The sequence below is a fragment of the Agrobacterium sp. SOY23 genome (assembly GCF_027212525.1).
Lineage (GTDB): Bacteria > Pseudomonadota > Alphaproteobacteria > Rhizobiales > Rhizobiaceae > Agrobacterium > Agrobacterium tumefaciens_I.
The window spans coordinates 190,424-214,383 of record NZ_JAPWDT010000008.1 but is presented as its reverse complement, the minus strand read 5'-3'; the positions used below and the strand labels follow the sequence as shown (position 1 = coordinate 214,383).

Genomic DNA, 23,960 nt, shown 5'->3' with positions numbered 1-23,960 from the left:
ATTGAAAGTTTGCGGTTCAAGACCACAAAACGCGCGGAAATTCAAGGCAAAAAGCCCGAATGAGAATGTCGGCAGCGAAGGAAAGGTAGCTGCATCACGTCGGGCGGAAACGATTTGCCGCTTCGATCGCCTTTTTCTGCTGCTCGTCGGTGATGCCGAGATAAAAGTCCTCGAGCCTCGGATCCTTCAGACCGGCGCGGCGGGAAAGCACATACCATTTGGCCGCCTCCACGGGATCCGGCCGGGTGCCGAGCGCCTGCACGTAAAGATGCGCCACCTTGTTCTGCGCCACGACATTGCCGCGTTGTGCCGCGCCATAAAGCCAGCGGAAGCCCTCATCCAGATTGCGCTCGCCGCCAAAACCATTGACGAGCCAGATGCCGAGATCGACCTGCGCCGTATCGTAACCCGCCTTCGCGGCCCGCATCAGCCAGTCCCGCGCCTTGGCTTTCTTTTCGGCCGGCACATCCTTGACCGTCCAGTAGATCTGCGAGACCGCATATTGCGCGTCAGCAATGCCCTGATCGGCGGATTTTTCGTAGAACGGCAAGGCCATCAAGAGCCCCTTGGCACCGGGATTTTCCGAAACCAGAATCTGGCCCCAGTTGAACTGGGCAGAGGCATTGCCGGCTTCCGCCGCACGCCGCATGAAATCGTCAGCCTTTGCCTTGTCACGGGTGACGAATTTGCCTTCCATCAGGATCAACGCGAATTTGAACATGGCGACGGGATCGCCGCCGCCAGCCGCCTGCTGATACCAGAAAGTGGCGGTCTTTTCGTCGCGGGCGATGCCGAGACCCCGCGACATCATTTCCGCCACCAGCGTCTGGGCGGCCGCATCGCCGTTCTGGGCGCGGTTCAGTGCCTTGTCGAGCGCCTGCACATATTCGCCGCGCTGGAAATGGCCATAGGCTTCGTCCACCCGGCCCTTGAATTCCTTTTCCGGCGGCAGGGCCGGCAGATCCGCGCCCATGCGCTGATAGACATTCACGCCTGCAGAAGGCTGCAAGTCCTTCTGCTCTTCGGATTGCACCCTGCCCTGACGGGTCGGCTGAGCCTCACTTTCCAGCTGGCGGGAAAGCGCATTGCTTTCGCTCTGCGGCCCGGATTGGGCAAAAGCGACACCCGCCGGCACGCCGAAAGCGAGCGCCAGCAGCAAAACGGAAATGCGGAGGTGAACCGAGCGCATGATCATCGCCTGTATCAACCGTCCAACCGTGGCGCTTTTTCGTCAAGCAAGGCGTTGATTTCAGAAACGGCCTGGGCAGCGCCGGACGCATTGTCGAAAACGCCGCTGCGCATGGCCACGAACTCCACGCCGGTTTCGGCAACGGCAAGCACCGACGACGGATCCGTGCCGCCCATGACGATGGCCGGGATTTCGATCATCGACGCCCACCACTCGCCGAGCGCCAGATTTTTGGGATGCGCCTCCGGCTTGATGTCACCCTCCAGCTTTCCAAAGAACACATAGTCCGGATTGCACTCGCCCTGCTCCAGCGCCTTGTGACGGTCGTCCGCAGTGCCGCCGCCAACGATCAGCTTCGGCGTGAATTTTTCCACCGCCTCGGCAAGCGCCTCGGCATTGCCGACCACATGCAGGCCATCCGCCTTCACTCGACCGGCGACTCGGCTGTCACCGGCGATGAGCGCTGCCGCCCCGGCCTTCTGGACGACGGGCACAATCAGTTCCGCGCGTTTTTGGAAGGCGGCGTCATCCAGACCATATTGCGGAATGATGACCGAAGCGACATCGCCGCCCCGCAGCGCGTCTTCCACATCTGTCACCTGCTTTTGCACATCGTCCGCTTGCGGAACGATCAGGACAAGGCGGCAACGGTCTTCAACAATGCTCATCGTTTCGTCCATTTCAGGCAGAGGACGCTTATGGCGCGATCTGCACTCGTTTTCATATGACAAATCCGATAAACCGGACCGGCGAAAGGATCAACCATACATCCATGCTGACCGATTTTCATTTTTATCTCGTCGCCATCCCCGCAGTCGTGCTTGTCGGCCTTTCCAAGGGGGGGCTTGGCGGCGCGCTGGCGCTGATGGGCGTGCCACTGATGGCACTTGCCGTTTCGCCCGTGCAGGCGGCGGCGATCTTCCTTCCGATCCTGATCGTCATGGATATCGTGGCGCTCTGGGCGTGGCGAGGGCACAATCACCGGGAAACGCTGCTCATCATGCTGCCCGGCGCCATCGCCGGCATCGCACTCGGCTGGGCGACATCCAGCCTCATTTCCGCAAATGCCATGCGGCTTGTCGTCGCCTCGGTCACGATCCTGTTCGTGCTGCGTTATTTTTACGAGAGCTTCAAAAGCCGCAAAGGCCAGGAAATTCCGGCCAAACCGCAAAGACCGGCCGCCGCGACACTCTGGTCCAGCCTGTCCGGTTATGCGAGCTTCGTCGCCCATGCCGGTGGACCGCCCTTTCAGATTTATGTCCTGCCGCTGAAGCTCGATCCCAAGACCTATACCGGCATGAGCGTGCGTTTCTTCGCCATCATGAACGCAATCAAGCTCATCCCCTATTTCGCTCTCGGCGCGCTCGACGCAACGAACCTCAAGACTTCGGCCACCCTGCTGCCGGTGGCAATGCTGGCGACGCTTGCCGGCGCAAGGGTGGTGAAATATCTGAAACCGGCCGTGTTTTACCCGCTGATGTATGCGATGGCGCTGATTGCGGCGCTGAAACTGCTGTGGGACGGGCTGCCGTTCTAAATCCGGCAATAAAAAAGCTCTGGCAGCAGGTTTTCGCCGCCAGAGCTTGAGAGGCTCAGACCGCCCGCTCCTCATTCATCGAGGGCCGGCGGCCTGGCATAATTCAATGTCTTGTCGAGGCTTTGAGCCTCTGCAGTTCATCCTTCAGGCGCAGTTTTCGACGTTTAAGGTCCGCGATCTCTCTATCGTCAGACGACGGGGAAGCAAGAATACTTTCGAGCTCCTCCTCCAGAGCACCGTGTTTCTTTTCGAGCGATGCAATATGAGCCTGAATGGTCATGCGGCACGTCCTTCCTTTTTGAACCTACCTCCAGCTCTCCATCGCTGGAGTTTCAGGTTTACGACGGCAATGTGACACGGATCGCGCCGCTTGTCGAAGGCGAAATGAAGGCAATAAGTGGGCAATTTGGTCGCAAGGGATAACTTCCCGTTCCCGCGATTTGATGATAGAGCCTCCAGAACGGATGACATACACGCCGGAGCCGATCCGGCGGCATAAAATGGGGATGACGAGATGCCCGATCAGGACCAGGCGGACATCAGGCTCACGCTGGCGCGGCTGCGCCAGGAGCATGAGGATTATGACGCGGCGATCAACGCGATGATCCAGACCAGCTGCGATGCGCTGAGAATACAGCGCATGAAAAAGAAGAAGCTGGCCGTCAAGGACAAGATGACCCAGCTGGAAGACCAGGTCATTCCCGATATCATCGCCTGAGCCGGAGAGATTACGTGACAGCAGAAACGCCCCCCGTCGCCATCATCATGGGCAGCCAGTCCGACTGGGAAACCATGAAGAACGCCGCCGATACGCTGGATGCGCTCGACGTGGAATATGAAGCCCGCATCATTTCCGCCCACCGCACCCCGGACCGGCTTTATGACTTTGCCAACGGCGCAAAGGACGAGGGCTTCAAGGTCATCATCGCCGGCGCGGGCGGTGCCGCCCACCTGCCGGGCATGACGGCCGCCATGACCCCGCTTCCGGTCTTCGGGGTTCCTGTACAGTCAAAGACCATGTCCGGTCAGGACAGCCTCTATTCCATCGTGCAGATGCCCGCAGGCATTCCGGTCGGCACGCTTGCCATCGGCAAGGCCGGCGCCATCAATGCCGCCCTTCTTGCAGCCGCTGTCCTGGCGCTCAGCGATGAAGACCTCGCCGACCGGCTGGATGCCTGGCGCGCCCGCCAGTCGGCAGCCGTCGCGGAATATCCCATGGATAGCGCCCAGTGACGAAAAACGTGATGGCAAAGACGACCAACCTGACCATCGGCATCATCGGCGGCGGGCAGCTTGGCCGCATGCTCGCCATGGCCGCAGCCCGCCTCAACCACCGCACCATCGTGCTGGAGCCGCAGGCCGATTGTCCGGCCGCGCAGGTTTGCAATGACCAGATCGTCGCGGAATATGACGACGAAAAGGCGCTTGCGGAGCTCGCAAGCCGCTGCGATGTCGTCACCTACGAATTCGAAAACGTGCCTGTCGCGGCCGCCGAAAAACTAAGCGCTTCCGTGCCCGTCTATCCGCCGGCGCAGGCGCTCAGCGCTTCGCAGGACCGGTTGACGGAAAAACGTTTCCTCAACGGTTGCGGCATTCCGACCGCCGATTTCCACGCCGTGGACAGTCAGGATGAGCTGGAAGCCGCTCTCGCTGCGTTTGGCGGCAAGGGCGTGCTGAAAACCCGCCGCATGGGTTATGACGGCAAGGGCCAGCGTCTCTTCCGGGGCGGCGAAGACCTTACAGGCGCCTTTGCAGCCCTTGGCGGCGTGCCGCTCATCCTCGAAAGCTTCATTACCTTCGAGCGGGAAATTTCGATCATCGCCGCCCGTTTCAAGGACGGCACCGTCACCTGTTACGACCCGGCCGAAAACGTTCATCTGAACGGCATTCTGCACACCTCGACGGTGCCGGCCGCCCTTTCCGATGCAGCGAAAGCTGTTGCCGTACAATCGGCGGAAAAACTTCTCGCCGCGCTCGATTATGTCGGCGTCATCGGCATCGAATTCTTCGTCCTGCCGGATGGTTCGCTGGTTGCCAATGAGATGGCGCCACGCGTTCACAATACCGGCCACTGGACGGAAGCGGCCTGCGTGATCTCGCAGTTCGAACAGCATATCCGCGCCGTTTCGGGCCTTGCCCCCGGCAGCACGGATCGCCATTCCGATTGCGTCATGATCAACCTGATCGGTGACGACATCAACGATGTGCCGGCATGGCTTTCGAAAAAAGACTGTCTCGTGCATCTCTATGGCAAGACGGAAGCACGGCCAGGCCGCAAGATGGGCCATGTGACCGAGCTTCTGCACACAGGAAAAGCCTAGTCTTTTAAGGCAAAGACGCGGCCAAGTGTTGACAGGCATGGCTCAAACGGGTATCTGCCTGCCAACCGAAAAGAGCGCGCCCCGTTGCGCGCTTTTGATTGTTTGAATAAGCACGGCAGAAACCGTGCAAAACTGCGGACCAGTAAAATGAAGATCAAGAATTCGCTTAAAGCGCTTAAGGCCCGTCATCGCGATAACCGCCTGGTTCGCCGCAAGGGCCGCGTCTACATCATCAACAAGCAGAACCCGCGCTTCAAGGCTCGTCAGGGCTGATTGATCGCGACTGCGGTTCGCGATCAATCTCGCGGATCACTTTGTTGACAGTGCAGAAGTTTGCATTTGATATTGGGCGCAGCCGGGTTAAGCTTTAACCCATGCGCCCAAATCGTTTTTGCACGGCTATCATCCTCGCTCAGGGTTTCCTGCTTTCCGGCCTCCCGATTTCGGGAGCGGTCGCCATTGGTCATGCGGCGGACGGACAGCCTGCTGCAGCGGTAGAAGCCGCGCCTTCCCCCGCCAAAACCATCGACACGCTTTTCGCATCGTTGAAAAAAGAGCGGAATGCCGTCAAGGCGCGCAGCATCGCCAACCAGATCGCCTCCGAATGGAATGATTCCGGCAGCGCGACCGTCAATCTCCTGATGCAATGGGCCGGCGAAGCCGCAGACGAAAAGCGGAACGCAGCCGCTTATGATTTTTTCGACCAGGTCATCCTGCTCGACCCGACCTATGTGCAGGCGCCCTATCGTCGCGCCATGGTGCATTTCGCCGATGGCGATACCCGCAAGGCGATGGCGGACATCAACCTGACTCTGGAAATGGAGCCGCGCTATTTTCCGGCGCTGGCGAGCCTCGCCAACATCCTCGAAGCCTCCGGCCGCGACGAGCTGGCACTGAAGGCCTGGGAACGCTATCTGGCGGTTTACCCCGCAGACAAGGACGCCCGCAAGGAAGCCGCCGACCTCTCGGAAAAGCTGGCGGGCACGCGCGGCTGAATTTGACAAAAGCACAAATAAAAATCGCCGCAAAAGCGGCGATTTTTCATTGAGGCGTTCTCAACCGATCATTCCATGCCGAGCGCGGCCATATAGGTCTGGAGAATCGTTTCTTCCTCGATACGCTCGTTGGCGTCCTTCTTGCGCAGGCGGATGATGGTGCGGATCGCCTTGGTGTCGTAACCACGGCCCTTCGCCTCACCCATGACATCCTTGATATCACCCTGAATGGCAGCCTTTTCTTCTTCGAGGCGCTCGACGCGCTCGATGAACTGACGCAGTTCTGCGGCGGCGACGGTTTCTGTGGTGCTGGTTTCGTCCATCATATCATCCTTTATTGGCGGCCCGCATCTGAGCCCTGTTCATTATATCCGGACGAAGCCTTCGCCGGTCGCCGCCAGCCGGCGGCAAAATTCAGCCCTGTGAACTGCCCACTGAAAGGCGTCCAGTCAAGTCGTTTCCGTCGATAAGGGGCTATTCCCTGGGTCGGCTCTGCTCAAAGGCGGCTTTCTGGGCATCGCTCGCCTCCGCCTGATATTTCTCTTTCCAATCCTCATAGGGCATGCCGTAGACGATTTCCCGGGATTGATCCTTGCTGATCGAAACGCCGGCTTCCTCGGCGGCTTCCCGATACCAGTTGGAAAGACAATTGCGGCAGAAGCCCGCGAGATTCATCAGGTCGATATTCTGCACATCGTGGCGGTCACGAAGGTGCTTGAGGAGGCGGCGGAAGGCGGCCGCCTCGAACTCGATCTGCCTGTTGTCGTTCTCATTCGTCATGGCAAAACTCCAGGATCAATAGGGGCCGGTGCGAGAGGCGAACAGCTGATATTCATGTAAAACGGGATCGTCATTCATTGCGGCGAAAATGGGAGCAAGCCGGTCCGACCATTCGGCGATCCCCTTCTCATCCGCGATCAGATCCTGCCGAACCTCCAGCAGCGCATGCGGTATGCCCTTCATCATGCAATGGCGATACATGGTATCGCCCTTGAGCGCCCCGTCATAGGGTTCGTTGTCGCCAACGAGGATGTCGCCGGTGGCGCGCAGATGTGCCAGAAGCGGATCGACCGCACGGTGATCCGTATCCCACAGAACGGCCGCATGCCATGGCCGCGGCGTTTCTTTCCAGAACGGCGTGTAGGAATGCAGAGACAGGACGAGCGGCGCTTCTTCAGACGCTTGCGCCACGCCGGTCAGCACTCGGTCCACGGCATTGTGATAGGGCCGGTGAAAAATCTCGATGCGCCTTTGCCATTCCTCATCCGAAATCGGATGGTTGCCAGGGACGATCGCCCCGTCCGAAATCTTCATGATGAGGGTGGGGTCGTCCTCGCCGCGATTCGGATCGATCAGCAGCCGTGAGAACCGCCCGAGCACGGCCGGCACGCCAAGGCGTGCGGCAAGCGAGCGCGTCAGCCCTTCTATGCCGATATCAAATGCGATGTGGCGATGAAAAGCGGTTTGCGGAAGGCCAAGATTGCCGTAGTGTGCCGGCAGGAGGTTCATGGCATGGTCCGCCAGAAGAACCATGCCTTTGTCATAATCGCCTTCTATGATTTCATAGGGTATGAAGTCGTTCATCGATGATTTTCTGGGGCAGGATTGAGGAGAGAAGCTTGATGGCATGGCTTGAGGCCGGGCGCAAGTTGCGGCGAAAGAACAGCCATCTACCTTATCGCACTCATGATCCCACGAACAATATAATCGATTAAACTCGCGTTGACTTTCTTTGGCGGCCACGCCAAGAAGTGTGTTCATTATAACCATGGAATCCGGATGGAAGCCGTGACTCAGTCATCTCTCGCTCTTCCTCGCCACTTTCGGCATATCGCCCGTCTTTTTTCCGCAGCGGCATTGTTTCTGACCCCGTTCATGATGGCGGCACCCGCCCATGCGGATTTTCGCGTGTGTAATAGCACGCAGAATCTCGTGGGGGTCGCAATCGGCTACCGCGCTCAGGAAGGCTGGGTCAGCGAAGGCTGGTGGCAGGTTCCCTCTTCGACCTGCGCAACGCTGATCGAGGGTGAGCTGCAGTCACGTTATTATTATCTCTATGCAGAAGATGCCGCCCATGGCGGCCGCTGGACTGGTGACGTCAACATGTGCGTGGCGGAGAACGAGTTCAAGATCGCCGGCGTAGATGATTGTTATGCCCGCAGCTTCCAGAGAATGGGTTTCAAGGAATATGACACGGGCAGACAGGGCAGCTGGATGGTCCAGCTTTCCGATACGCCAGGCACACAGGGAAATCAAAACTGATGAAGCGTAACCGCAAAGTCAAAATTCTTGCAACTCTCGGCCCGGCCTCTTCCGAAGAGGCCATGATCGAAAAGCTGCATCTTGCTGGCGCCGATCTTTTCCGGATCAACATGAGCCATGCGAGCCACGACGTGATGCGGACGCTCATTCAGCGCATCCGCTCCGTTGAGAGCCGTACCGGCCGTCCTATCGGCATTCTGGCCGACCTGCAGGGTCCCAAGCTGCGCGTCGGAAAATTCGCCGAGACGAAGGTCGATCTGGTTCCGGGCCAGACCTTCACCCTTGATAACAAGGACACCCCCGGCGACAACACCCGCGTTTTCCTGCCGCATCCTGAAATTCTCGAGGCGGTGAAGCCCGGCCACCGCCTGCTGATCGATGACGGCAAGCTGCACCTGCGCGCTGAAAAGAGCGACGGCAAAAGCATCGTCACCACGGTCGTTTCCGGCACCCGCATTTCCGACCGCAAGGGCATCAGCCTGCCCGACACCCTGCTCGGCGTCGGTGTTCTCACGGACAAGGACCGCGTCGACCTCGATGCCGTTCTGGAGACCAACGAAGTGGACTGGGTTGCCCTTTCCTTCGTTCAGCGCCCGGAAGACCTGGCGGAAGTGCGTAAGATCGCGCGCGGCCGCGTTGGCCTGATGTCCAAGATCGAAAAGCCGCAGGCTGTCGAGCGTATCGAAGAAATCATCGAGCTTTCCGACGCATTGATGGTCGCCCGTGGCGACCTGGGTGTGGAAATGCCGCTGGAAGCCGTTCCCGGCATCCAGAAGCAGCTGACCCGCGCCTGCCGCCGCGCCGGCAAGCCGGTCGTTGTCGCCACGCAGATGCTGGAATCGATGATCACCGCCCCCGTGCCGACCCGCGCCGAAGTCTCCGACGTCGCCACCGCCGTCTTCGAAGGCGCTGATGCGATTATGCTGTCGGCTGAATCCGCCTCCGGCGACTACCCGGTCGAAGCGGTTTCCACCATGGCCTCCATCGCCAGCACGGTGGAACAGGACCCCTATTATTCCAACATCATCTATGCGCAGCGCGCCCAGCCGGAGCCGACAGGTGCCGACGCCATTTCGCTCGCTGCCCGCCAGATCGCCGAAACGCTGAAGCTTGCGGCGATCGTCACCTATACGTCCTCGGGCACGACCGGCCTGCGCGCCGCGCGCGAACGCCCGCAGGTGCCGATCATTGCCCTGTCGCCGATCATCCAGACCGCACGCCGCCTGTCGGTCGTCTGGGGCCTGCACTGCGTCGTCACCGGCGATGCCAGCGATCTGGACGACATGGTGAACCGCGCTTGTCGCATCGTTGTTTCCGAAGGTTTCGGCAAGCCGGGTGATCGCATCATCATCTCCGCCGGCGTGCCGCTCGGCACCCCCGGCGCAACCAATATGGTACGCATCGCCTATATCGGCTCGGACGGCCAGAGCGGCGTCTGACGCCGCTCACAATACCGCATGAAAAAACCCGCCGTCGCCGGCGGGTTTTTTATTGGCCTTTCGGCCATCTGATAAAACTGGCTCAGTGCATCTTCACCGGCGTGCTGAAGCGGCTGGATTCGATGGCCACTGCACCCGGCTTGAAGCTCGCCGAGGTGGCGGAAGCCGACATGGCATTGCTGAGCATACGGTTGGCGACAACACGTGGCGCCTTTACCGAGCGTCCGGTCGTACCCTTGTTCTGGTTGAGCGCCCAATCCGAAATAAGATCCTGCGTCAAGCGACCACCGCCCACCATCGCCTGCTCGGAAACGGCCGCATCCTGCTTGCTCGGGCGCGAACCCTTGGTCGGCATGCCGGCGCTGAGACCGCCATTGATGGCGGGTTTCAGATCGAAGGCATCGCCGAAGCCCTGCTGCGGCTCGGCCTTGGCGGTTTCGGCAGGCGCGACGGTAACCTTGTGGTTGACGGCAGCCGGGAATTGCGCGGCCGTCGGCATGGCGGCAGACTGGACCTGCGACCGGGCAGCTTGACCGCTCTGTTCAAGAGCCGCAACCACGGTCGGCGAAAGCGTATCCTGTTGTGCCTCGGCAAGATCGTCTTCGCCTTCCGGATCGGCATTGGCCGCCGCCAGCAGGGCTTCCGCCACGGCCGGACGATTGGCCGGAACCGGAACGGAGGCGAGTTCGCCGGTCGCGGCTGGCGTCGCACCATCAGCAGAAGCCGTCAGGATCGACCCTTCCGCATCACCCTTCATGCCACGCGGGCCGAGAAGTGTGGGCACAGGCACCGAGACTTCCGCGAGATCAGCAAATTGCTGGCGCTCGGCCGGAGCTGAGGTCGGCGTCGGCGTCGTCGCCGCCTGCAGGGCATCCTGCGCGGCATTGCGGGCCGGAGAATAAAGGGCAGTCGCAAGGCCGGTATTGGCTGGCGGCTGGTTGCCAAATGCGGGACGAGCCGTCGGCAGCGGCGCATCGTTCACGCCGGGAAGTGCCTGTGCCGAAGCAACGGCGATAGTGGGTTCAGGCTCGGGAGCCGCCTGCTGCGGTGCCGCCGGGCGAGCGACAGCCGGGCGTTCTGCGGGCTCCGGCGCTGCGATGCTATCGGGATCTTCATCCTCGTCACCACCACCAAAGAGAGCCTGCAACAGGGTCTTGCGCTTGCCCTCACCGGAAGAAGCGGGGCCGGCTCCGGCACTGGAAGCAACCTGAATGGAGGACGAGCTGACGCGCTTCTTGTAATCGGCGAGCGCCTGCTCATAACCTGGAAGCGGCTTGCCGTCGGAAGGAAGATGCAGCGTATTGCCGTTCGGGAAGATGCGGACGAGCTCCTGACGGCTCATGCGCGGCCAGGCGCGAACGCCGCCAACATCCATGTGCACGAAGGGAGAGCCCGATGTCGGATAGAAGCCGACGCCACCGATCTGCATCTGCATGCCGATTTCACGCAGGCGGGCAAGCTTCACGCCGGGAATGTAAAAGTCCATGGCCTTGCCAAGCATATGCTGGCTTTTTTCCGCAACGCCCTTGGTGCGCGTGCGCAGCAGTCCATTGGTCTCGGGCGAACGGAAGGCCGAAACGACATTGATGTAATCGGTCGCGCCGCTGCGGCGATAGACTTCCCAGACAAGATCGAAAAGTCGCGGGTCCATCCGCGTCGGCTGGTTGCGGCGCCAGTCACGCAGGAAGCGGTTCAGTTCCTGCAGGCCTTTCTGATCATATCTGCCATTGCGCTTGAAGGTGATGACCGCCTTCTCGCGTGTATGGATATAATACAGTTTGAGGCTACGCGTCTCGGCGGCGGCTTCCGTCGCCGAAACACCTACGAAAGGCATTGCGGCGAGCATCAGGCAGGCAAAGGTGACAGCGCGCGCCGACAGCTTCGTGCATATATCCTTGATCAAGCCGCGCGCGATCCTGGTCGAAAGCGCGTTATTCCGATGCAGATATGGCAATTCGATCCCCGCCTGGAAGACAATTTCTGTCACATTGCCTCAAATGAACGTCAAATACGGTGACACGATGGCAAAATTGCCACACACATACAACCTTCCTCTACATAGTGAATCAGCCACTAACAAGAGGTTTATAGACGGTAAGCGGATATCCTTGCTCAGAAGTTAACGAATTTCACGATCTGCCTTGGAATAAGCGGTTTGGGCCTCAGGCGGCATCTCGAAGCGGATCATCCGGATCGATGCCATAATCCTTGAGCTTGCGATAAAGCGTCGAGCGGCCGATGCCGAGCTTTCTTGCGACCTGGCTCATCTGACCCCGATAAAAACGAAGGGCGAAACGGATGAGTTCCTCTTCGATCTCGGCCAGTTTCCGGATATTGCCCGAATCGTCCATGCTGGAGATCAGGTTTCCGCCCCGATAGATGGTGGTGGAAATATCCGACTGTTCGTCGATGACGGCATGGCTTTCGGCAGCCGGCGGCGGGGGTGGCGAATAGGCCGCAAGCTTCAACGACGACCCGGATGGCGAGTGGATGACATCGTCCCCATCATCGCCGTTCGAAAACTCCGGCAATTGCAGCGCGATCTGCGGAAAATCAGAATCCGACAATTCCTCGCCCTGCGACAGCACCACGGCGCGGAAAACGGCGTTTTCGAGCTGGCGGATATTGCCCGGCCAGTCATAGGCCGTCAGCAGCGCCAGCGCGCTGGCATTAAGACCGACGGAATTGGGCAATTTCTGTTCCGCCGAAAAGCGTTCGGCGAAAACCCGCGCCAGATGCGGAATGTCTTCCTTGCGGCGGCGCAACGCCGGGATGGTGATCGGAAAGACGTTGAGACGATAATAAAGATCCTCGCGGAAGCGGCCTTCCTTCACCTCTTCGATAAGGTTCTTGTTGGTGGCGGAAATCAGCCGCACATTGACCTTCTGCACCCGCGCGGAGCCGACGGTTTCGATTTCGCCCTGCTGAACGGCGCGCAGAAGCTTCACCTGCACGTCGAGCGGCAGATCGCCGATTTCATCGAGGAACAGCGTGCCGCCATCCGCCTCCATGAACTTGCCGACATGTTTTTCCGTCGCACCCGTGAAGGCGCCCTTCTCGTGGCCGAAGAGGATACTTTCCACGAGATTATGCGGGATTGCACCGCAATTGACGGTGATGAACGGCTTGTTCGCCCGGTCACCGGCCGACTGGATGGCGCGGGCGACCATTTCCTTACCCACGCCGGATTCGCCTTCCAGCACCACGGGAATGCTGGACTGGGCGGCGCGCTGCGCGAGCTCAATGACCCTCAGCATTGCGGGGCTTGCGGAAACGATATCGGTAAAATTCACTGCATTGCTCCGTCCGCGCCTGCCCGTGCGGGCCTTTGCCTCTCTCCTGTCCAGCTTGAGCGCATTGGAGATGGCGGCGCCGATCCTTTCCGGCGAGACCGGCTTGACGACAAAATCGAAGGCGCCAGCGCGCATGGCCTGCACAACGGTCTCGATGCCGCCCTGTCCTGTCTGAACGATGACGGGAACATCGGTGCCGAGTTCGCCGACGGCCTTCAGAAAGGTAAGCCCATCCATTTCCGGCATCATCAGATCGAGGACGATGACGTTGATCTCACCACTATATTGCTTGAGCAATTCCAGCCCCGCCTTGCCGTTTTCGGCAAGCAAGGCCATATGCCCATAACGTTCCACCGCATTTTTGAGCAGGCGGCGCTGGACGGGATCATCGTCTATCACGAGAACATGCGCGGTCATTTTTAGCTCCGGTTTCCGGTTTATGGACCTGCTTCATGCGGTCCCTTATTCCGCACTCTGGCATGGGAGACTTGAACATCCAGTTTTGAGAATTGCTTGCATTTTATCCATTGCCGCGGGAAACAAGGTCCCCATATGCTTCGCACGCATAATCAGAAGGACACGTTCGATGACCCTCAACCTCGCCACCCCGCAACCCGTATTCTCCCTTGCCGAAACCGCCGGTCCGGCGCTTGGCGATCTGCCCGGCTGGAAGCTCTCGGACCTTTATCGGTCGGGGGATTCGCCGGAATATAAAGGCGATCTCGACAAGGCGGCATCGATGGCGACGGCTTTCGAGGAGAAATGGAAGGGCAAGCTTGAAGCTGCCGCGAAGGCCACGGGCGAAAAGGGCATCGGCGCCGCGCTGAAGGACTATGAAGCGCTGGACGACCTCATCGGCCGCATCGGCTCCTTTGCGGGGCTCACCTATTTTTCCGACACTTCCAACCCGGCAAACGGCAAGCTTTACGGCGATGCCCAGGCGAAACTGACGGATATTTCCGCGCATCTCCTGTTCTTCACGCTGGAACTCAACCGCATTGACGATGCCGTGATGGATGCCTGCATGGCGAATGATGCCGCGGCCGGTCACTACCGCCCCTGGCTGGTGGATCTGCGCAAGGACAAGCCGCACCAGCTCGATGACCAGCTGGAACAGCTTTTCCTCGAAAAATCGATGACCAGCGCGGCGGCCTTCAACCGCCTGTTCGACGAAACCATGGCCGATCTGCATTTCGACATAGATGGCGCAAGCCTTCCGCTGGAAGTGACGCTCAACATGCTGCAGGAGCCGGAGCCGGAAACCCGCAGGAAGGCGGCCGAAGCGCTGAGCGCCACCTTCAAGGACAATCTGCGGGTCTTCACCCTCATCACCAACACGCTTGCCAAGGACAAGGATATTTCCGACCGCTGGCGCAAGTTCGAGGATATCGCCGACAGCCGTCATCTCGCCAACCGCGTCGAGCGGGAGGTAGTCGATGCCCTGGCGGCAGCCGTCAAGAAGGCCTATCCGCGCCTTTCGCATCGTTATTATGCCATGAAGGCGAAATGGCTCGGCATGGAGCAGATGAATTATTGGGACCGCAACGCGCCGCTTCCCGATACATCGAACACGATCATTCCCTGGGATGAGGCAAAGGACACGGTACTTTCCGCCTATGGCAATTTCGCCCCTGAGATGGCCGATATTGCCCGCAGATTCTTCGATGAAGAATGGATCGACGCCCCCGCCCGCCCAGGCAAGGCGCCCGGCGCATTCGCCCACCCAACCGTGCCCTCGGCTCATCCTTATGTGCTGGTCAACTATCTCGGCAAACCACGCGACGTGATGACGCTCGCCCATGAGCTTGGCCATGGCGTGCACCAGGTGCTGGCAGGCCAGCAGGGCGCACTGATGTGCGCCACGCCGTTGACGCTTGCCGAAACCGCTTCCGTCTTTGGCGAAATGCTGACCTTCCGCAAGCTGCTCGACGACACCAAGGACATCAGGGAACGCAAGGCCATGCTCGCCCGCAAGGTCGAAGACATGATCAACACGGTCGTGCGCCAGATCGCCTTTTACGAATTTGAGCGCAAACTGCACACTGCGCGCAAAGAGGGCGAGTTGACTTCGGAACAGATCGGCGACTTGTGGCTCTCCGTTCAGGCCGAAAGCCTCGGCCCGGCTATCCGGATTTCCGAAGGCTACGAGACTTGGTGGACATACATCCCCCATTTCATCCACTCGCCCTTCTATGTTTACGCCTATGCCTTCGGCGATTGCCTGGTGAACTCGCTCTATGCCGTCTACCAGAAGGCCGAGACGGGCTTTCAGGAGAAATATTTCGAACTTCTGAAAGCCGGCGGCACCAAGCATCATTCGGAGCTTCTGAAACCCTTCGGCCTCGATGCGACCGATCCTTCCTTCTGGGACAAGGGGCTTTCGATGATCGAAGGGCTGATCGACGAGCTGGAAGCGCTGGACAAGAAACAGGCTTAATCTCTTCCGCCGGCAGAGCTATCCTGTTTCGGACAGGTTTGCCGGTTGATATTGCCGGCAAAGCCACCGGTAAACAATTCAGGCGACGAGCATGGCCATGAAACGCAAACCCGCCGATCTGACCTTGAGGGAAACCCTGCGCTGGGAGCCGCAAACCGGCTTTCAGCGCATCGACCAGCATATGCGCCGGCTATTGCGTTCCGCTGATGCGCTTGGTTTTCGCGCGCCCGTCAATGCGGTTCAGGTGCTGGAAAAGAAGGTGGGTGGTGAAAACCCGCTCTGCGTCAGGCTGGTCATGAACTACAAGGGCGAGCTGGATATCGAAACGGCCGAATTCCAGCCATTGCAGGAAAACACCGTCTGGCGCGTCCGCATTGCCAGACAGACCACACTCGATTCCGCCGATACTTTCTATCGCCACAAGTCCTCACGCCGCGAGCCCTATGATGCCGCCCGCGCCGAATTTTCGGCCAAAGAGGCAGACGAGGTGCTGCTGCTCAACGAGCGCGGTGAGCTGTGCGAGGGATCGTCGACCAGCATCTTCATCGAAATGCCGGATGGGCAATTGCTGACGCCGCCGCTCGACAGCGGCATTCTGCCGGGCGTGCTACGCGCCGATCTGATCCGCGAACGCAAGGCGCGCGGACAGGCGCTGAAGCCGGAGGATATCGCCGGCCGGAAGCTTTTCGTCGGCAATTCGCTGCATGGTTTGATTGCAGCGGAGCTTGTTTAGGCCGTTACCGACAGAAGCCGGTCGCGGCCTTTCTCCTTGGCCGCATAAAGGGCCTGATCGGCACGCATGAACACATCGTCCGCGCTTTCCCCTACCCGATATGCCGTCAGGCCTGCCGAGCAGCTATAGGAGAAATCCGGGAATTCCGAGAGAGGCCTGGAAAGGCGCACCTTCTGCAGCAGCCGCTCGACGATCTCCCGGCCTTCGGCCACTGTGCTGCGCGGCAGGACAAGCATGAATTCCTCCCCGCCGATCCTGCCGAAACAATCCACCCGCCGGATGACGGAATGGGCAATGCCGACAAAATCGCGCAGCACCGCATCGCCGCTCCTGTGACCGAAACGATCGTTGATCTGCTTGAAAAAATCGATGTCGAGCGTGCACAGGCAAAAGGGCGCTTCAAGCCCCTTGGAAACCCGTTCCACCTGCAGGGCGAGCTTGGCGAAAACGAAGCGACGGTTCGCCGTGCCCGTCAATTCATCCGTCTGCGATGCGCGCACCGCCAGATCCCGGTCCTGCCGCAGGGTTCTGTAACCCTGGCGCAATTCGGTAACGTCGCTTGCAACGCAGAGCATCCAGCCATCCTGCTGCACCGTCTCGGTCATCCAGAACCAGCGGCCGTCATAGAGGTCCATCTCAAAGGCACGATAGGGCAGCTTGCCACGCCGGGATTGCGCCGAGAGCAGCCATCCCTCGAAATCATTGTTGCGGATGACGACACCGGTGCTCAGCCGGTGGTTCAGCCGCATGATATCCGCCCAGGTCGGGAAATCATCGGCGGCAAGCTGAAAGCTTTCCCGAAACGACGGGTTGGCATGGCGCAACCGGTCCCCGGAATCATAAAGGGCAATAAGAACGGGAGTGGCATCCTGAAGCGCTGCGACACGCTCGATAAGATCATTCAACAGGCGGCTCCCTGCGCTGGCGAAAATTTCCCGTCGTCATCCGACCAAAGTCCCCCAAACCTTTGGGCCTATGAACGAGAAGAATACCTCGATTATAAACGCACTCCCTCAAATGCGAAGAGGCAGAATGCGGTGGAAAGAACGCCGGCGCCCATCTCTCCCCCGCCATCGTCATATCTCCGTCATCCACCTGCCCTTTATTGTGGCACGCTTTTATGATCTAGCTTACTTATTGGCTGAAAAAGGAAAATTGACGAATGACGGACGCAAACTACCCGATTTACGGTGATATTGACGGCCCCATCATCATGATCGGCTTCGGCTCCATCGGGCGCGGCACTCTTCCGTTGATCGAACGTCATTTCAATTTCGACAGAACCCGCCTCGTCGTCATCGATCCGCGCGAGGACATCGCTGCATTTCTGGCGGAGAGAAATATCCGTCACGTCCAGACGCATCTGACCAAGGCGAACTATAAGGAAGTTCTCAAGCCGCTTCTCAAGGGCGTGCAAGGTCAGGGCTTCTGCGTCAATCTTTCTGTCGATGCCGCCTCCGTTGATCTGATGCGGATCTGTCGCAAGCATGGCATGCTCTACATCGACACCGTCGTGGAACCATGGCCCGGTTTTTATTTCGACGCCGATGCCGACAATGGCGCCAGAACCAATTATTCGCTGCGCGAGACCATGCTGAAGGAAAGGGCACGCAAACCCGGCGGCACGACCGCGGTTTCCACCTGCGGTGCCAATCCCGGCATGGTGTCGTGGTTTGTGAAGCAGGCACTCGTCAATCTTGCCAAGGACACCGGCCTCGACATCGAGGAGCCGCAGCCGCAGGACCGGGAAGGCTGGGCAAGGCTGATGAAGCAGCTTGGCGTCAAGGGCGTTCATGTGGCCGAGCGTGACACCCAGCGGGCGAAGGAGCCGAAGCCCTTCGGCGCTTTCTGGAACACCTGGTCCGTGGAAGGTTTCATCGCCGAAGGTTTTCAGCCGGCCGAACTCGGCTGGGGAACGCATGAAAACTGGATGCCGAAAAACGCGAAAAAGCAGAAGAAGGGAAGCAAGGCGGCGATCTATCTCGATCAGCCCGGCGCCAATACGCGGGTGCGCACATGGTGCCCGGGGCTCGGAGCGCAATATGGCTTCCTCGTTACCCACAATGAGGCGATCTCGATTTCGGACTATTTCACCGTCCGCAACGATGATGGCGACGTGACCTATCGGCCGACCTGCCATTATGCCTATCACCCCTGCAACGACGCCATCCTGTCCCTGCATGAACTGTTCGGCAATGGCGGCAACCCTCAGCCGATCCAGCATGTGCTCGGCGAAGACGAACTTGTCGACGGTGCCGACGAACTGGGCGTTCTTCTTTATGGCCATGACAGGAACGCCTATTGGTATGGTTCGCGGCTGAGCCTCAAGGAGGCGCGCTCGCTTGCCCCCAGCCAGAATGCGACCGGACTGCAGGTCAGTTCGGCGGTTCTGGCCGGCATGGTCTGGGCCATCGAAAACCCTCAAGCCGGCATCGTCGAGGCCGACGAGATGGATTATCGCCGTTGCCTCGAGGTACAGCGCCCCTATCTCGGCCCGGTCGAGGGCCATTATACCGACTGGACGCCGATCGACGGTCGCCCGGGCCTGTTCCCCGACAATATCGATACGTCCGATCCCTGGCAGTTCCGCAACATACTGGTGCGCTGAGGGATCGGCGTCACATATTTGTCACGCCGGGCTTTCCTTACGCGACGACAGGAACCGGGGAGAGCGAACAACGTTGCCTTGAAATAAGCAACGCTTCACGGCATGGTCGAAGCACGGAAGGTTTCATCGAATCGCAGGAGAACAGGCTCATGAACTTCAAGACAAGCGCTGCATTGCTTGGTGCCGCCATCGCGGTGTCTTCATGCGTCGCGCCGGGTCCCTCGCAGCAGACCTCGATGGCGCCTTCGCTGGCACGCGGGCCGGCCGTCGACGGCCGCTGGATCGACAGGAACGGCATCGTATCGACATTCCAGAACGGCGCCTTCTCCACCCGTTCGACCGACACCAACACGCTGCTGGCCTCCGGCACCTATGTCACGATTTCGCCGACGCTTTACGAGATCAACATGACTTCGTTGGTGCGCAACACGCAGTCGCGCGTCAACTGCGCTCTCGTCTCCCCGTCACAATTGAATTGCACGACGGACACGAACAGCCAGTTCTCGCTGACGCGTCAGGGCTGATAACCTCGCCTTTTCAATAAGATGATATTCTGAAACGCACGCCTCAGGCGTGCGTTTTCCTTTATTGCGAACCTGTCATAATTTCGCTTGCGGCGGCTGTCGCTAAATGGAAACATCCCGCTTTGAAAGACTGACATGTTTTCGGATTAGGAATGAGCACGGCCGGAGGATGATCGACCGGTCCGGGCTTCCGCTTTGAAGAGGAGAGAGGGACCATGAAGAAAATTCTGAGACTGGGCATGCTGAGCGTTTCGGCGATGACGCTTTCGGCTGGGGCGGCCCTGGCCGACTACGAACTCAACATTCTTCACATCAATGATTTTCACTCCCGTATCGAATCGATCAACAAATTCGACTCGACCTGCTCGGCGGAGGAAGAGGGCAAGAACGAATGCTTCGGCGGCGCAGCCCGCCTGCTGACCGCCATCAACCAGACGCGTGATGCCCTGAAGGCTGAGGGAAAGAACGTTCTCCTGCTCAATGCCGGCGACAATTTCCAGGGTTCGCTGTTCTACACCACCTACAAGGGCACGGTGGAAGCGGAAGTGCTGAACGCCATGAAGTTCGACGCCATGACCGTCGGCAACCATGAGTTCGACGATAGCGAGGACGGGCTTGCTGGCTTCCTCGACAAGGTGCAGTTCCCCGTCGTGACCGCCAATGTGGTGGCCACCGCCGCCTCGAAAATCGGCGACCGCGTCAAGCCGTCCATCGTGCTTGAGGTCGGCGGACAGAAAATCGGCATCGTCGGTGCGGTTGCCAACGACACGGCGGAACTGGCAACGCCCGGTCCCAATATCACCATCGCCGAAGATGTCGCCAAGATCAGCGAACAGGTGCAGAAGCTGAAGCAGGACGGCGTCAACAAGATCATCGCGCTCACCCATGTCGGTTATCCGCGTGACCTCGAATTCATCGCCAAAATCCCTGATGTCGACGTCGTGGTCGGCGGCCATACCCATACGCTGCTGTCCAACACCGACCAGAAGGCCGAAGGCCCCTATCCGACCGTCGTCGACAATCCCGGCGGCTACAAGGTTCCGGTGGTTCAGGCCGGGCAGTACAGCAAATATCTCGGCGACCTCAAAGTGGTCTTCGACGACAATGGCGTGGTCAAGGAAAGCAAGGGCGACCCGATCCTCATCGATTCCGCCTTCAAACCCGATGAAGCCACGCTGAAGCGCATCGATGAGCTGAAGGCGCCGATCGAAGCCCTGAAAGCAAAGGTCGTCGGCACTTCGGAAGGCCCGATCGAGGGCGACCGCAAGGTTTGCCGCGTGAAGGAATGCTCCATGGGCAATCTGGTGGCCGATGCGACGCTGGCGCGCGTCAAGGATCAGGGCGTCACCATCGCTTTTGCAAACAGCGGCGGCCTGCGCTCCTCCATCGATGGCGGTGATGTCTCGATGGGTGAAGTGCTGACGGTTCTGCCGTTCCAGAACACCGTTGCAACCTTCCAGCTCAAGGGCGAGGATATTCGCGCTGCCCTCGAAAACGGCGTCAGCCAGATCGACGATGGCGCGGGCCGCTTCATGCAGGTTTCCGGCATGAAATATTCCTTCGACCGTTCCAAGCCGGCCGGCAGCCGCGTCGTTTCGATCGAGGTCAAGGAAGGCGATGCCTTCGTGCCGCTCGATCCCGCCAAGACCTATATCGTCGCGGCCAATAATTACGTGCGCACCGGCGGCGACGGCTTCAAGGTCTTTGCGACGAAGGCGATCAACGCCTATGACTTCGGCCCCAACCTCGAAGAGGCGGTCGCGGCCTACATCACCGCCAACAGCCCCTATAAGCCCTATACGGACGGCCGCATCAGCGAAGTGACGCCTGCCGGTTATGTGGCTCCGGCAAAGCCGGCGGCACCTGCTGCAGCCGCGCCAGCCGCCGCACCGGCCCCCGCCACCGCCGCGGCACCTGCACCCGCTGCAACCGCGCCGGCATCCCCAACACCGGCCGCAGCCGCTGCAGCAGTCAGCAAATATGTCGTCGCGAAGGGCGATTCCCTCTGGAAGATCGCAGCGGAGAAATATGGCGACGGCGCGCTCTGGACCAGAATTGCCAAGGCAAACACGCTGAAGCAGCCGAACCACATCGAAATCGGCGAAGAGCTGGAGCTGCCGGCGCAATAAGCCGGACGTGAACGGACAGGGCAATTTGCCGCAGATATGACGCCGGCCCCGAACATCGGGGCCGGCTTCTTATTTTCCCTTAAGAAACAAATCACTACGCGTCGCATGCCGACAAAGGATAGCCCGCGGCTCCCCCTGCCCCCGAAATAGCCTCCGCTGGTGGTTTAATCCTGAAAAATTTCGTCTAGAACACGTGAACAAATAGACGGCCCGAGCGTATAGCTTGGGCATTTCCGGCAAAACCCGTCACGGTGCGCGTCCGGCATGCATAAAACACACGATGGAGCGTTTCGCCCTTCCCAGGCGGAACCGCTCCTCACACAACCAGTCCGAGTTTCAGGGTATCATTCATGGCGACAGAACTATCCGCACTCCCCGCAAACCATCCCCGCACAGCTTTTGGCAAGGTGGGTGTCCTGCTCGTCAACCTCGGCACGCCTGACGGTACGGACTATTGGCCGATGCGCCGTTATCTCGCGGAGTTTCTGAGCGACAAGCGCGTGATCGAATGGTCGCGTCTCTACTGGTATCCGATCCTTTACGGCATCGTCCTCAACAAGCGCCCGCAGAAGGTCGGCAAGGCCTATGAGGAAATCTGGAATCACGAGCGCAACGAAAGCTACCTGCGCACCTATACACGCAGCCAGGGCGAGTTGCTGGCAGAAGCATTGAAGGACCTGCCCAATGTCGTGGTTGACTGGGGCATGCGTTACGGGCAGCCCTCCATCGCCTCGAAAATCGATGCGCTGAAGGAACAGGGCTGTGAAAAAATCCTTCTCTTCCCGCTTTATCCGCAATATGCCGCATCGACCACGGCAACCGTGAACGACAAGGCTTTCGAACATCTGATGAAGCTGCGCTGGCAGCCGGCCATCCGCACCGTGCCACCCTACCACGACGATCCGGCCTATATCGAGGCGCTCGCTGCTTCCGTCAAAAACCATCTGGCGACGCTGGACTGGGAGCCGGAGATGCTGATCACCTCCTTCCACGGTATTCCGCAATCCTATTTCAAAAAGGGCGATCCCTATTATTGTCATTGCCAGAAATCCGCCCGCCTGCTGCGGGAGGCTCTGGGGCGGACCGAGAAGGATTTCATGATCACCTTCCAGTCACGCTTCGGGCCGGAAGAATGGCTGCAGCCCTATACCGACAAGACCGTGGAAAAACTGGCCTCCGAGGGTATCAAGCGCATTGCCGTCATGAATCCCGGCTTCGTTTCGGATTGTCTTGAGACGCTGGAAGAAATCGCCGGTGAAGCCGGCGAAATTTTCCTGCATAATGGTGGAGAGAAATTCACCCATATTCCCTGTCTGAACGACAGCGCCGAGGGCATGAATGTTCTCGAAAAGGTTGTAAGACGGGAGTTGCAAGGCTGGGTGTAATCTTGCCATAAGGTTGTTGGGATAAATCCCGGACGTTCTGATCCTAGGAGGAAAGTGATGATTGCATTGGGCGGTTTCGACATCGTCGTCATAGCGGCGGTTGTTCTGGTTATTCTGGTGCTGTTTGCCGGCATCAAGACCGTGCCGCAGGGGCATCGTTACACGGTTGAACGCTTCGGGCGCTACACCCGCACGCTCGAACCCGGCCTGAACCTCATCGTACCGTTCTTCGAAAGCATCGGCTCGAAAATGAATGTGATGGAGCAGGTGCTCCACATCCCGACGCAGGAAGTCATTACCCGCGACAATGCCAGTGTCTCGGCCGATGCCGTCACCTTCTATCAGGTGCTCAATGCCGCACAGGCCGCTTATCAGATATCCAATCTGCAAATGGCGATCGAAAACCTTACCATGACCAACATCCGCTCGGTGATGGGTTCGATGGACCTCGACGAGTTGCTGTCGAACCGCGATGCGATCAACGATCGCCTGCTGCGCGTGGTGGACGAGGCGGTGGGACCATGGGGCATCAAGGTCACCCGTATCGAAATCAAGGACATCGCACCGCCGAAGGATCTCGTCGATTCCATGGCGCGGCAGATGAAGGCCGAGCGCGAAAAACGCGCGCAGGTGCTGGAAGCCGAAGGCGCCCGCAATGCCCAGATTCTGCGCGCGGAAGGCGCAAAACAATCCGCCATTCTGGAGGCGGAAGGCCAGCGCGAGGCGGCGTTCCGTGATGCCGAAGCACGCGAACGTCTGGCCGAGGCCGAAGCCAACGCCACCCGCATGGTCTCGGAAGCCATTGCCGCCGGCAATGTCCACGCCATCAACTATTTCGTCGCCCAGAAATATACCGAAGCGCTTGCCGAGATCGGCACAGCCAAGAATTCCAAGATCGTACTGATGCCGATGGAAGCCTCGGCGTTGATCGGCTCTCTCGGCGGCATCGGCACGATTGCGAAAGAAGTGTTCGGCGACAAGGGCGATGCGCCGACTGCGCCCGCCACCTCCACATCGTCCCGCTCCGTGCCGCCGGCCCGGCCTTCCGGCCAGAGCATTAACGTCACGATCCCCGGTAATCCCTTCGGCTCTTCATCGGAGAAGTGAC

General features: G+C 59.4%; 24 protein-coding genes. 15 read left to right on the top strand and 9 right to left on the bottom strand.

What is annotated here, in order from left to right; genetic code table 11:
- Positions 1 to 94 precede the first annotated feature (94 nt).
- On the bottom strand, positions 95 to 1,195 hold the full coding sequence (locus O3S81_RS21860; protein WP_269346631.1) for a tetratricopeptide repeat protein: 1,101 nt from the start codon (positions 1,193 to 1,195) through the stop codon (positions 95 to 97).
- An 8-nt stretch (positions 1,196 to 1,203) separates the two neighbouring features.
- On the bottom strand, positions 1,204 to 1,857 hold the full coding sequence (locus O3S81_RS21855) for a thiamine phosphate synthase (RefSeq protein WP_269346629.1): 654 nt from the start codon (positions 1,855 to 1,857) through the stop codon (positions 1,204 to 1,206).
- 104 nt (positions 1,858 to 1,961) lie between these two features.
- Here O3S81_RS21855 and O3S81_RS21850 point away from each other — a divergent pair, with 104 nt between their 5' ends.
- A complete protein-coding gene (locus tag O3S81_RS21850) occupies positions 1,962 to 2,726 on the top strand; it encodes a sulfite exporter TauE/SafE family protein (RefSeq protein WP_269346627.1) in 765 nt (254 codons plus the stop codon).
- Positions 2,727 to 2,829: 103 nt separating this feature from the next.
- On the opposite strand, the gene O3S81_RS21845 is transcribed toward O3S81_RS21850, so the two are convergent.
- Positions 2,830 to 3,006: a YdcH family protein gene (locus O3S81_RS21845; protein WP_003506164.1), complete on the bottom strand. Its 177-nt coding sequence runs from the start codon at positions 3,004 to 3,006 to the stop codon at positions 2,830 to 2,832.
- Positions 3,007 to 3,240: 234 nt separating this feature from the next.
- Between O3S81_RS21845 and O3S81_RS21840 the strand changes: the two genes are divergently transcribed.
- The 5 genes from O3S81_RS21840 (at position 3,241) to O3S81_RS21820 (ending at position 6,042) form a co-directional block, all read left to right on the top strand.
- The gene (locus O3S81_RS21840) at positions 3,241 to 3,444 is read left to right on the top strand and encodes a YdcH family protein (protein WP_003497661.1); all 204 of its coding nucleotides are present in this window, start codon (positions 3,241 to 3,243) and stop codon (positions 3,442 to 3,444) included.
- A 47-nt stretch (positions 3,445 to 3,491) separates the two neighbouring features.
- Positions 3,492 to 3,959: a 5-(carboxyamino)imidazole ribonucleotide mutase gene (gene purE, locus O3S81_RS21835; protein WP_035216131.1), complete on the top strand. Its 468-nt coding sequence runs from the start codon at positions 3,492 to 3,494 to the stop codon at positions 3,957 to 3,959.
- 11 nt (positions 3,960 to 3,970) lie between these two features.
- Positions 3,971 to 5,047, top strand: a complete 1,077-nt coding sequence (locus O3S81_RS21830; protein WP_269346624.1) for a 5-(carboxyamino)imidazole ribonucleotide synthase — start codon at positions 3,971 to 3,973, stop codon at positions 5,045 to 5,047.
- 147 nt (positions 5,048 to 5,194) lie between these two features.
- On the top strand, positions 5,195 to 5,320 hold the full coding sequence (gene ykgO, locus O3S81_RS21825) for a type B 50S ribosomal protein L36 (protein WP_003497670.1): 126 nt from the start codon (positions 5,195 to 5,197) through the stop codon (positions 5,318 to 5,320).
- Between the two features lie 101 nt (positions 5,321 to 5,421).
- Positions 5,422 to 6,042 (top strand): tetratricopeptide repeat protein, encoded by a 621-nt coding sequence (locus O3S81_RS21820; protein ID WP_269346610.1) that lies wholly within the window; start codon positions 5,422 to 5,424, stop codon positions 6,040 to 6,042.
- A 68-nt stretch (positions 6,043 to 6,110) separates the two neighbouring features.
- Here the strand turns inward: O3S81_RS21820 and O3S81_RS21815 are convergent, their stop codons facing one another.
- The 3 genes from O3S81_RS21815 to O3S81_RS21805 form a co-directional block, all read right to left on the bottom strand.
- Positions 6,111 to 6,368: a DUF2312 domain-containing protein gene (locus O3S81_RS21815; protein WP_006314683.1), complete on the bottom strand. Its 258-nt coding sequence runs from the start codon at positions 6,366 to 6,368 to the stop codon at positions 6,111 to 6,113.
- A gap of 148 nt (positions 6,369 to 6,516) precedes the next feature.
- Entirely contained in the window at positions 6,517 to 6,822 is a 306-nt protein-coding gene (locus O3S81_RS21810; RefSeq protein WP_269346604.1) for a DUF1244 domain-containing protein, read from the bottom strand.
- 15 nt (positions 6,823 to 6,837) lie between these two features.
- A complete protein-coding gene (locus O3S81_RS21805) occupies positions 6,838 to 7,626 on the bottom strand; it encodes an N-formylglutamate amidohydrolase (RefSeq protein ID WP_269346603.1) in 789 nt (262 codons plus the stop codon).
- 291 nt (positions 7,627 to 7,917) lie between these two features.
- On the opposite strand from O3S81_RS21805, the gene O3S81_RS21800 reads away from it, so the two are divergent.
- Together O3S81_RS21800 and pyk are read left to right on the top strand one after the other, a co-directional pair.
- The gene (locus O3S81_RS21800) at positions 7,918 to 8,304 is read left to right on the top strand and encodes a DUF1036 domain-containing protein (RefSeq protein ID WP_442864979.1); all 387 of its coding nucleotides are present in this window, start codon (positions 7,918 to 7,920) and stop codon (positions 8,302 to 8,304) included.
- Positions 8,304 to 9,743: a pyruvate kinase gene (gene pyk, locus O3S81_RS21795; protein WP_269346599.1), complete on the top strand. Its 1,440-nt coding sequence runs from the start codon at positions 8,304 to 8,306 to the stop codon at positions 9,741 to 9,743. Before O3S81_RS21800 ends, pyk begins: the two co-directional genes overlap by 1 nt.
- An 82-nt stretch (positions 9,744 to 9,825) precedes the next feature.
- On the opposite strand, the gene O3S81_RS21790 is transcribed toward pyk, so the two are convergent.
- A complete protein-coding gene (locus O3S81_RS21790) occupies positions 9,826 to 11,730 on the bottom strand; it encodes a DUF882 domain-containing protein (protein ID WP_269346597.1) in 1,905 nt (634 codons plus the stop codon).
- Between the two features lie 175 nt (positions 11,731 to 11,905).
- Positions 11,906 to 13,453, bottom strand: a complete 1,548-nt coding sequence (locus tag O3S81_RS21785) for a sigma-54-dependent transcriptional regulator (RefSeq protein WP_269346595.1) — start codon at positions 13,451 to 13,453, stop codon at positions 11,906 to 11,908.
- A gap of 169 nt (positions 13,454 to 13,622) precedes the next feature.
- Between O3S81_RS21785 and O3S81_RS21780 the strand changes: the two genes are divergently transcribed.
- Both O3S81_RS21780 and O3S81_RS21775 read left to right on the top strand, forming a co-directional pair.
- On the top strand, positions 13,623 to 15,473 hold the full coding sequence (locus tag O3S81_RS21780; RefSeq protein ID WP_269346593.1) for a M3 family oligoendopeptidase: 1,851 nt from the start codon (positions 13,623 to 13,625) through the stop codon (positions 15,471 to 15,473).
- Positions 15,474 to 15,570: 97 nt separating this feature from the next.
- Positions 15,571 to 16,206, top strand: a complete 636-nt coding sequence (locus tag O3S81_RS21775) for an aminotransferase class IV family protein (RefSeq protein WP_269346779.1) — start codon at positions 15,571 to 15,573, stop codon at positions 16,204 to 16,206.
- Here O3S81_RS21775 and O3S81_RS21770 read toward each other — a convergent pair.
- On the bottom strand, positions 16,203 to 17,111 hold the full coding sequence (locus O3S81_RS21770) for a sensor domain-containing diguanylate cyclase (RefSeq protein WP_269346592.1): 909 nt from the start codon (positions 17,109 to 17,111) through the stop codon (positions 16,203 to 16,205). The two genes, O3S81_RS21775 and O3S81_RS21770, sit on opposite strands and share 4 nt — an antisense overlap.
- 257 nt (positions 17,112 to 17,368) lie before the next feature.
- On the opposite strand from O3S81_RS21770, the gene O3S81_RS21765 reads away from it, so the two are divergent.
- From O3S81_RS21765 to O3S81_RS21745, 5 genes are all read left to right on the top strand, one after another.
- Positions 17,369 to 18,814, top strand: a complete 1,446-nt coding sequence (locus O3S81_RS21765; RefSeq protein ID WP_269346590.1) for a homospermidine synthase — start codon at positions 17,369 to 17,371, stop codon at positions 18,812 to 18,814.
- A gap of 149 nt (positions 18,815 to 18,963) precedes the next feature.
- Positions 18,964 to 19,338, top strand: coding sequence for an outer membrane lipoprotein Omp10 (gene omp10, locus O3S81_RS21760; RefSeq protein WP_269346588.1), 375 nt, complete (start codon positions 18,964 to 18,966; stop codon positions 19,336 to 19,338).
- A gap of 215 nt (positions 19,339 to 19,553) precedes the next feature.
- Complete coding sequence (locus tag O3S81_RS21755; RefSeq protein ID WP_269346586.1) at positions 19,554 to 21,467, top strand: 5'-nucleotidase C-terminal domain-containing protein; 1,914 nt, start codon at positions 19,554 to 19,556, stop codon at positions 21,465 to 21,467.
- A gap of 350 nt (positions 21,468 to 21,817) precedes the next feature.
- A complete protein-coding gene (hemH, locus tag O3S81_RS21750; protein ID WP_269346584.1) occupies positions 21,818 to 22,852 on the top strand; it encodes a ferrochelatase in 1,035 nt (344 codons plus the stop codon).
- 57 nt (positions 22,853 to 22,909) lie between these two features.
- Positions 22,910 to 23,959, top strand: a complete 1,050-nt coding sequence (locus O3S81_RS21745) for an SPFH domain-containing protein (RefSeq protein ID WP_269346583.1) — start codon at positions 22,910 to 22,912, stop codon at positions 23,957 to 23,959.
- Position 23,960: the final 1 nt, after the last annotated feature.

What these genes read in the sequence shown, in the direction of transcription:
- O3S81_RS21860 (WP_269346631.1), bottom strand. Translation starts at nt 1,195, where the DNA reads ATGATCATGCGCTCGGTTCACCTCCGCATTTCCGTTTTGCTGCTGGCG.
- O3S81_RS21855 (WP_269346629.1), bottom strand. Translation starts at nt 1,857, where the DNA reads ATGAGCATTGTTGAAGACCGTTGCCGCCTTGTCCTGATCGTTCCGCAA.
- O3S81_RS21850 (WP_269346627.1), top strand. Translation starts at nt 1,962, where the DNA reads ATGCTGACCGATTTTCATTTTTATCTCGTCGCCATCCCCGCAGTCGTG.
- O3S81_RS21845 (WP_003506164.1), bottom strand. Translation starts at nt 3,006, where the DNA reads ATGACCATTCAGGCTCATATTGCATCGCTCGAAAAGAAACACGGTGCT.
- O3S81_RS21840 (WP_003497661.1), top strand. Translation starts at nt 3,241, where the DNA reads ATGCCCGATCAGGACCAGGCGGACATCAGGCTCACGCTGGCGCGGCTG.
- purE (WP_035216131.1), top strand. Translation starts at nt 3,492, where the DNA reads ATGGGCAGCCAGTCCGACTGGGAAACCATGAAGAACGCCGCCGATACG.
- O3S81_RS21830 (WP_269346624.1), top strand. Translation starts at nt 3,971, where the DNA reads ATGGCAAAGACGACCAACCTGACCATCGGCATCATCGGCGGCGGGCAG.
- ykgO (WP_003497670.1), top strand. Translation starts at nt 5,195, where the DNA reads ATGAAGATCAAGAATTCGCTTAAAGCGCTTAAGGCCCGTCATCGCGAT.
- O3S81_RS21820 (WP_269346610.1), top strand. Translation starts at nt 5,422, where the DNA reads ATGCGCCCAAATCGTTTTTGCACGGCTATCATCCTCGCTCAGGGTTTC.
- O3S81_RS21815 (WP_006314683.1), bottom strand. Translation starts at nt 6,368, where the DNA reads ATGATGGACGAAACCAGCACCACAGAAACCGTCGCCGCCGCAGAACTG.
- O3S81_RS21810 (WP_269346604.1), bottom strand. Translation starts at nt 6,822, where the DNA reads ATGACGAATGAGAACGACAACAGGCAGATCGAGTTCGAGGCGGCCGCC.
- O3S81_RS21805 (WP_269346603.1), bottom strand. Translation starts at nt 7,626, where the DNA reads ATGAACGACTTCATACCCTATGAAATCATAGAAGGCGATTATGACAAA.
- O3S81_RS21800 (WP_442864979.1), top strand. Translation starts at nt 7,918, where the DNA reads ATGATGGCGGCACCCGCCCATGCGGATTTTCGCGTGTGTAATAGCACG.
- pyk (WP_269346599.1), top strand. Translation starts at nt 8,304, where the DNA reads ATGAAGCGTAACCGCAAAGTCAAAATTCTTGCAACTCTCGGCCCGGCC.
- O3S81_RS21785 (WP_269346595.1), bottom strand. Translation starts at nt 13,453, where the DNA reads ATGACCGCGCATGTTCTCGTGATAGACGATGATCCCGTCCAGCGCCGC.
- O3S81_RS21780 (WP_269346593.1), top strand. Translation starts at nt 13,623, where the DNA reads ATGACCCTCAACCTCGCCACCCCGCAACCCGTATTCTCCCTTGCCGAA.
- O3S81_RS21775 (WP_269346779.1), top strand. Translation starts at nt 15,571, where the DNA reads ATGAAACGCAAACCCGCCGATCTGACCTTGAGGGAAACCCTGCGCTGG.
- O3S81_RS21765 (WP_269346590.1), top strand. Translation starts at nt 17,369, where the DNA reads ATGACGGACGCAAACTACCCGATTTACGGTGATATTGACGGCCCCATC.
- omp10 (WP_269346588.1), top strand. Translation starts at nt 18,964, where the DNA reads ATGAACTTCAAGACAAGCGCTGCATTGCTTGGTGCCGCCATCGCGGTG.
- O3S81_RS21755 (WP_269346586.1), top strand. Translation starts at nt 19,554, where the DNA reads ATGAAGAAAATTCTGAGACTGGGCATGCTGAGCGTTTCGGCGATGACG.
- hemH (WP_269346584.1), top strand. Translation starts at nt 21,818, where the DNA reads ATGGCGACAGAACTATCCGCACTCCCCGCAAACCATCCCCGCACAGCT.
- O3S81_RS21745 (WP_269346583.1), top strand. Translation starts at nt 22,910, where the DNA reads ATGATTGCATTGGGCGGTTTCGACATCGTCGTCATAGCGGCGGTTGTT.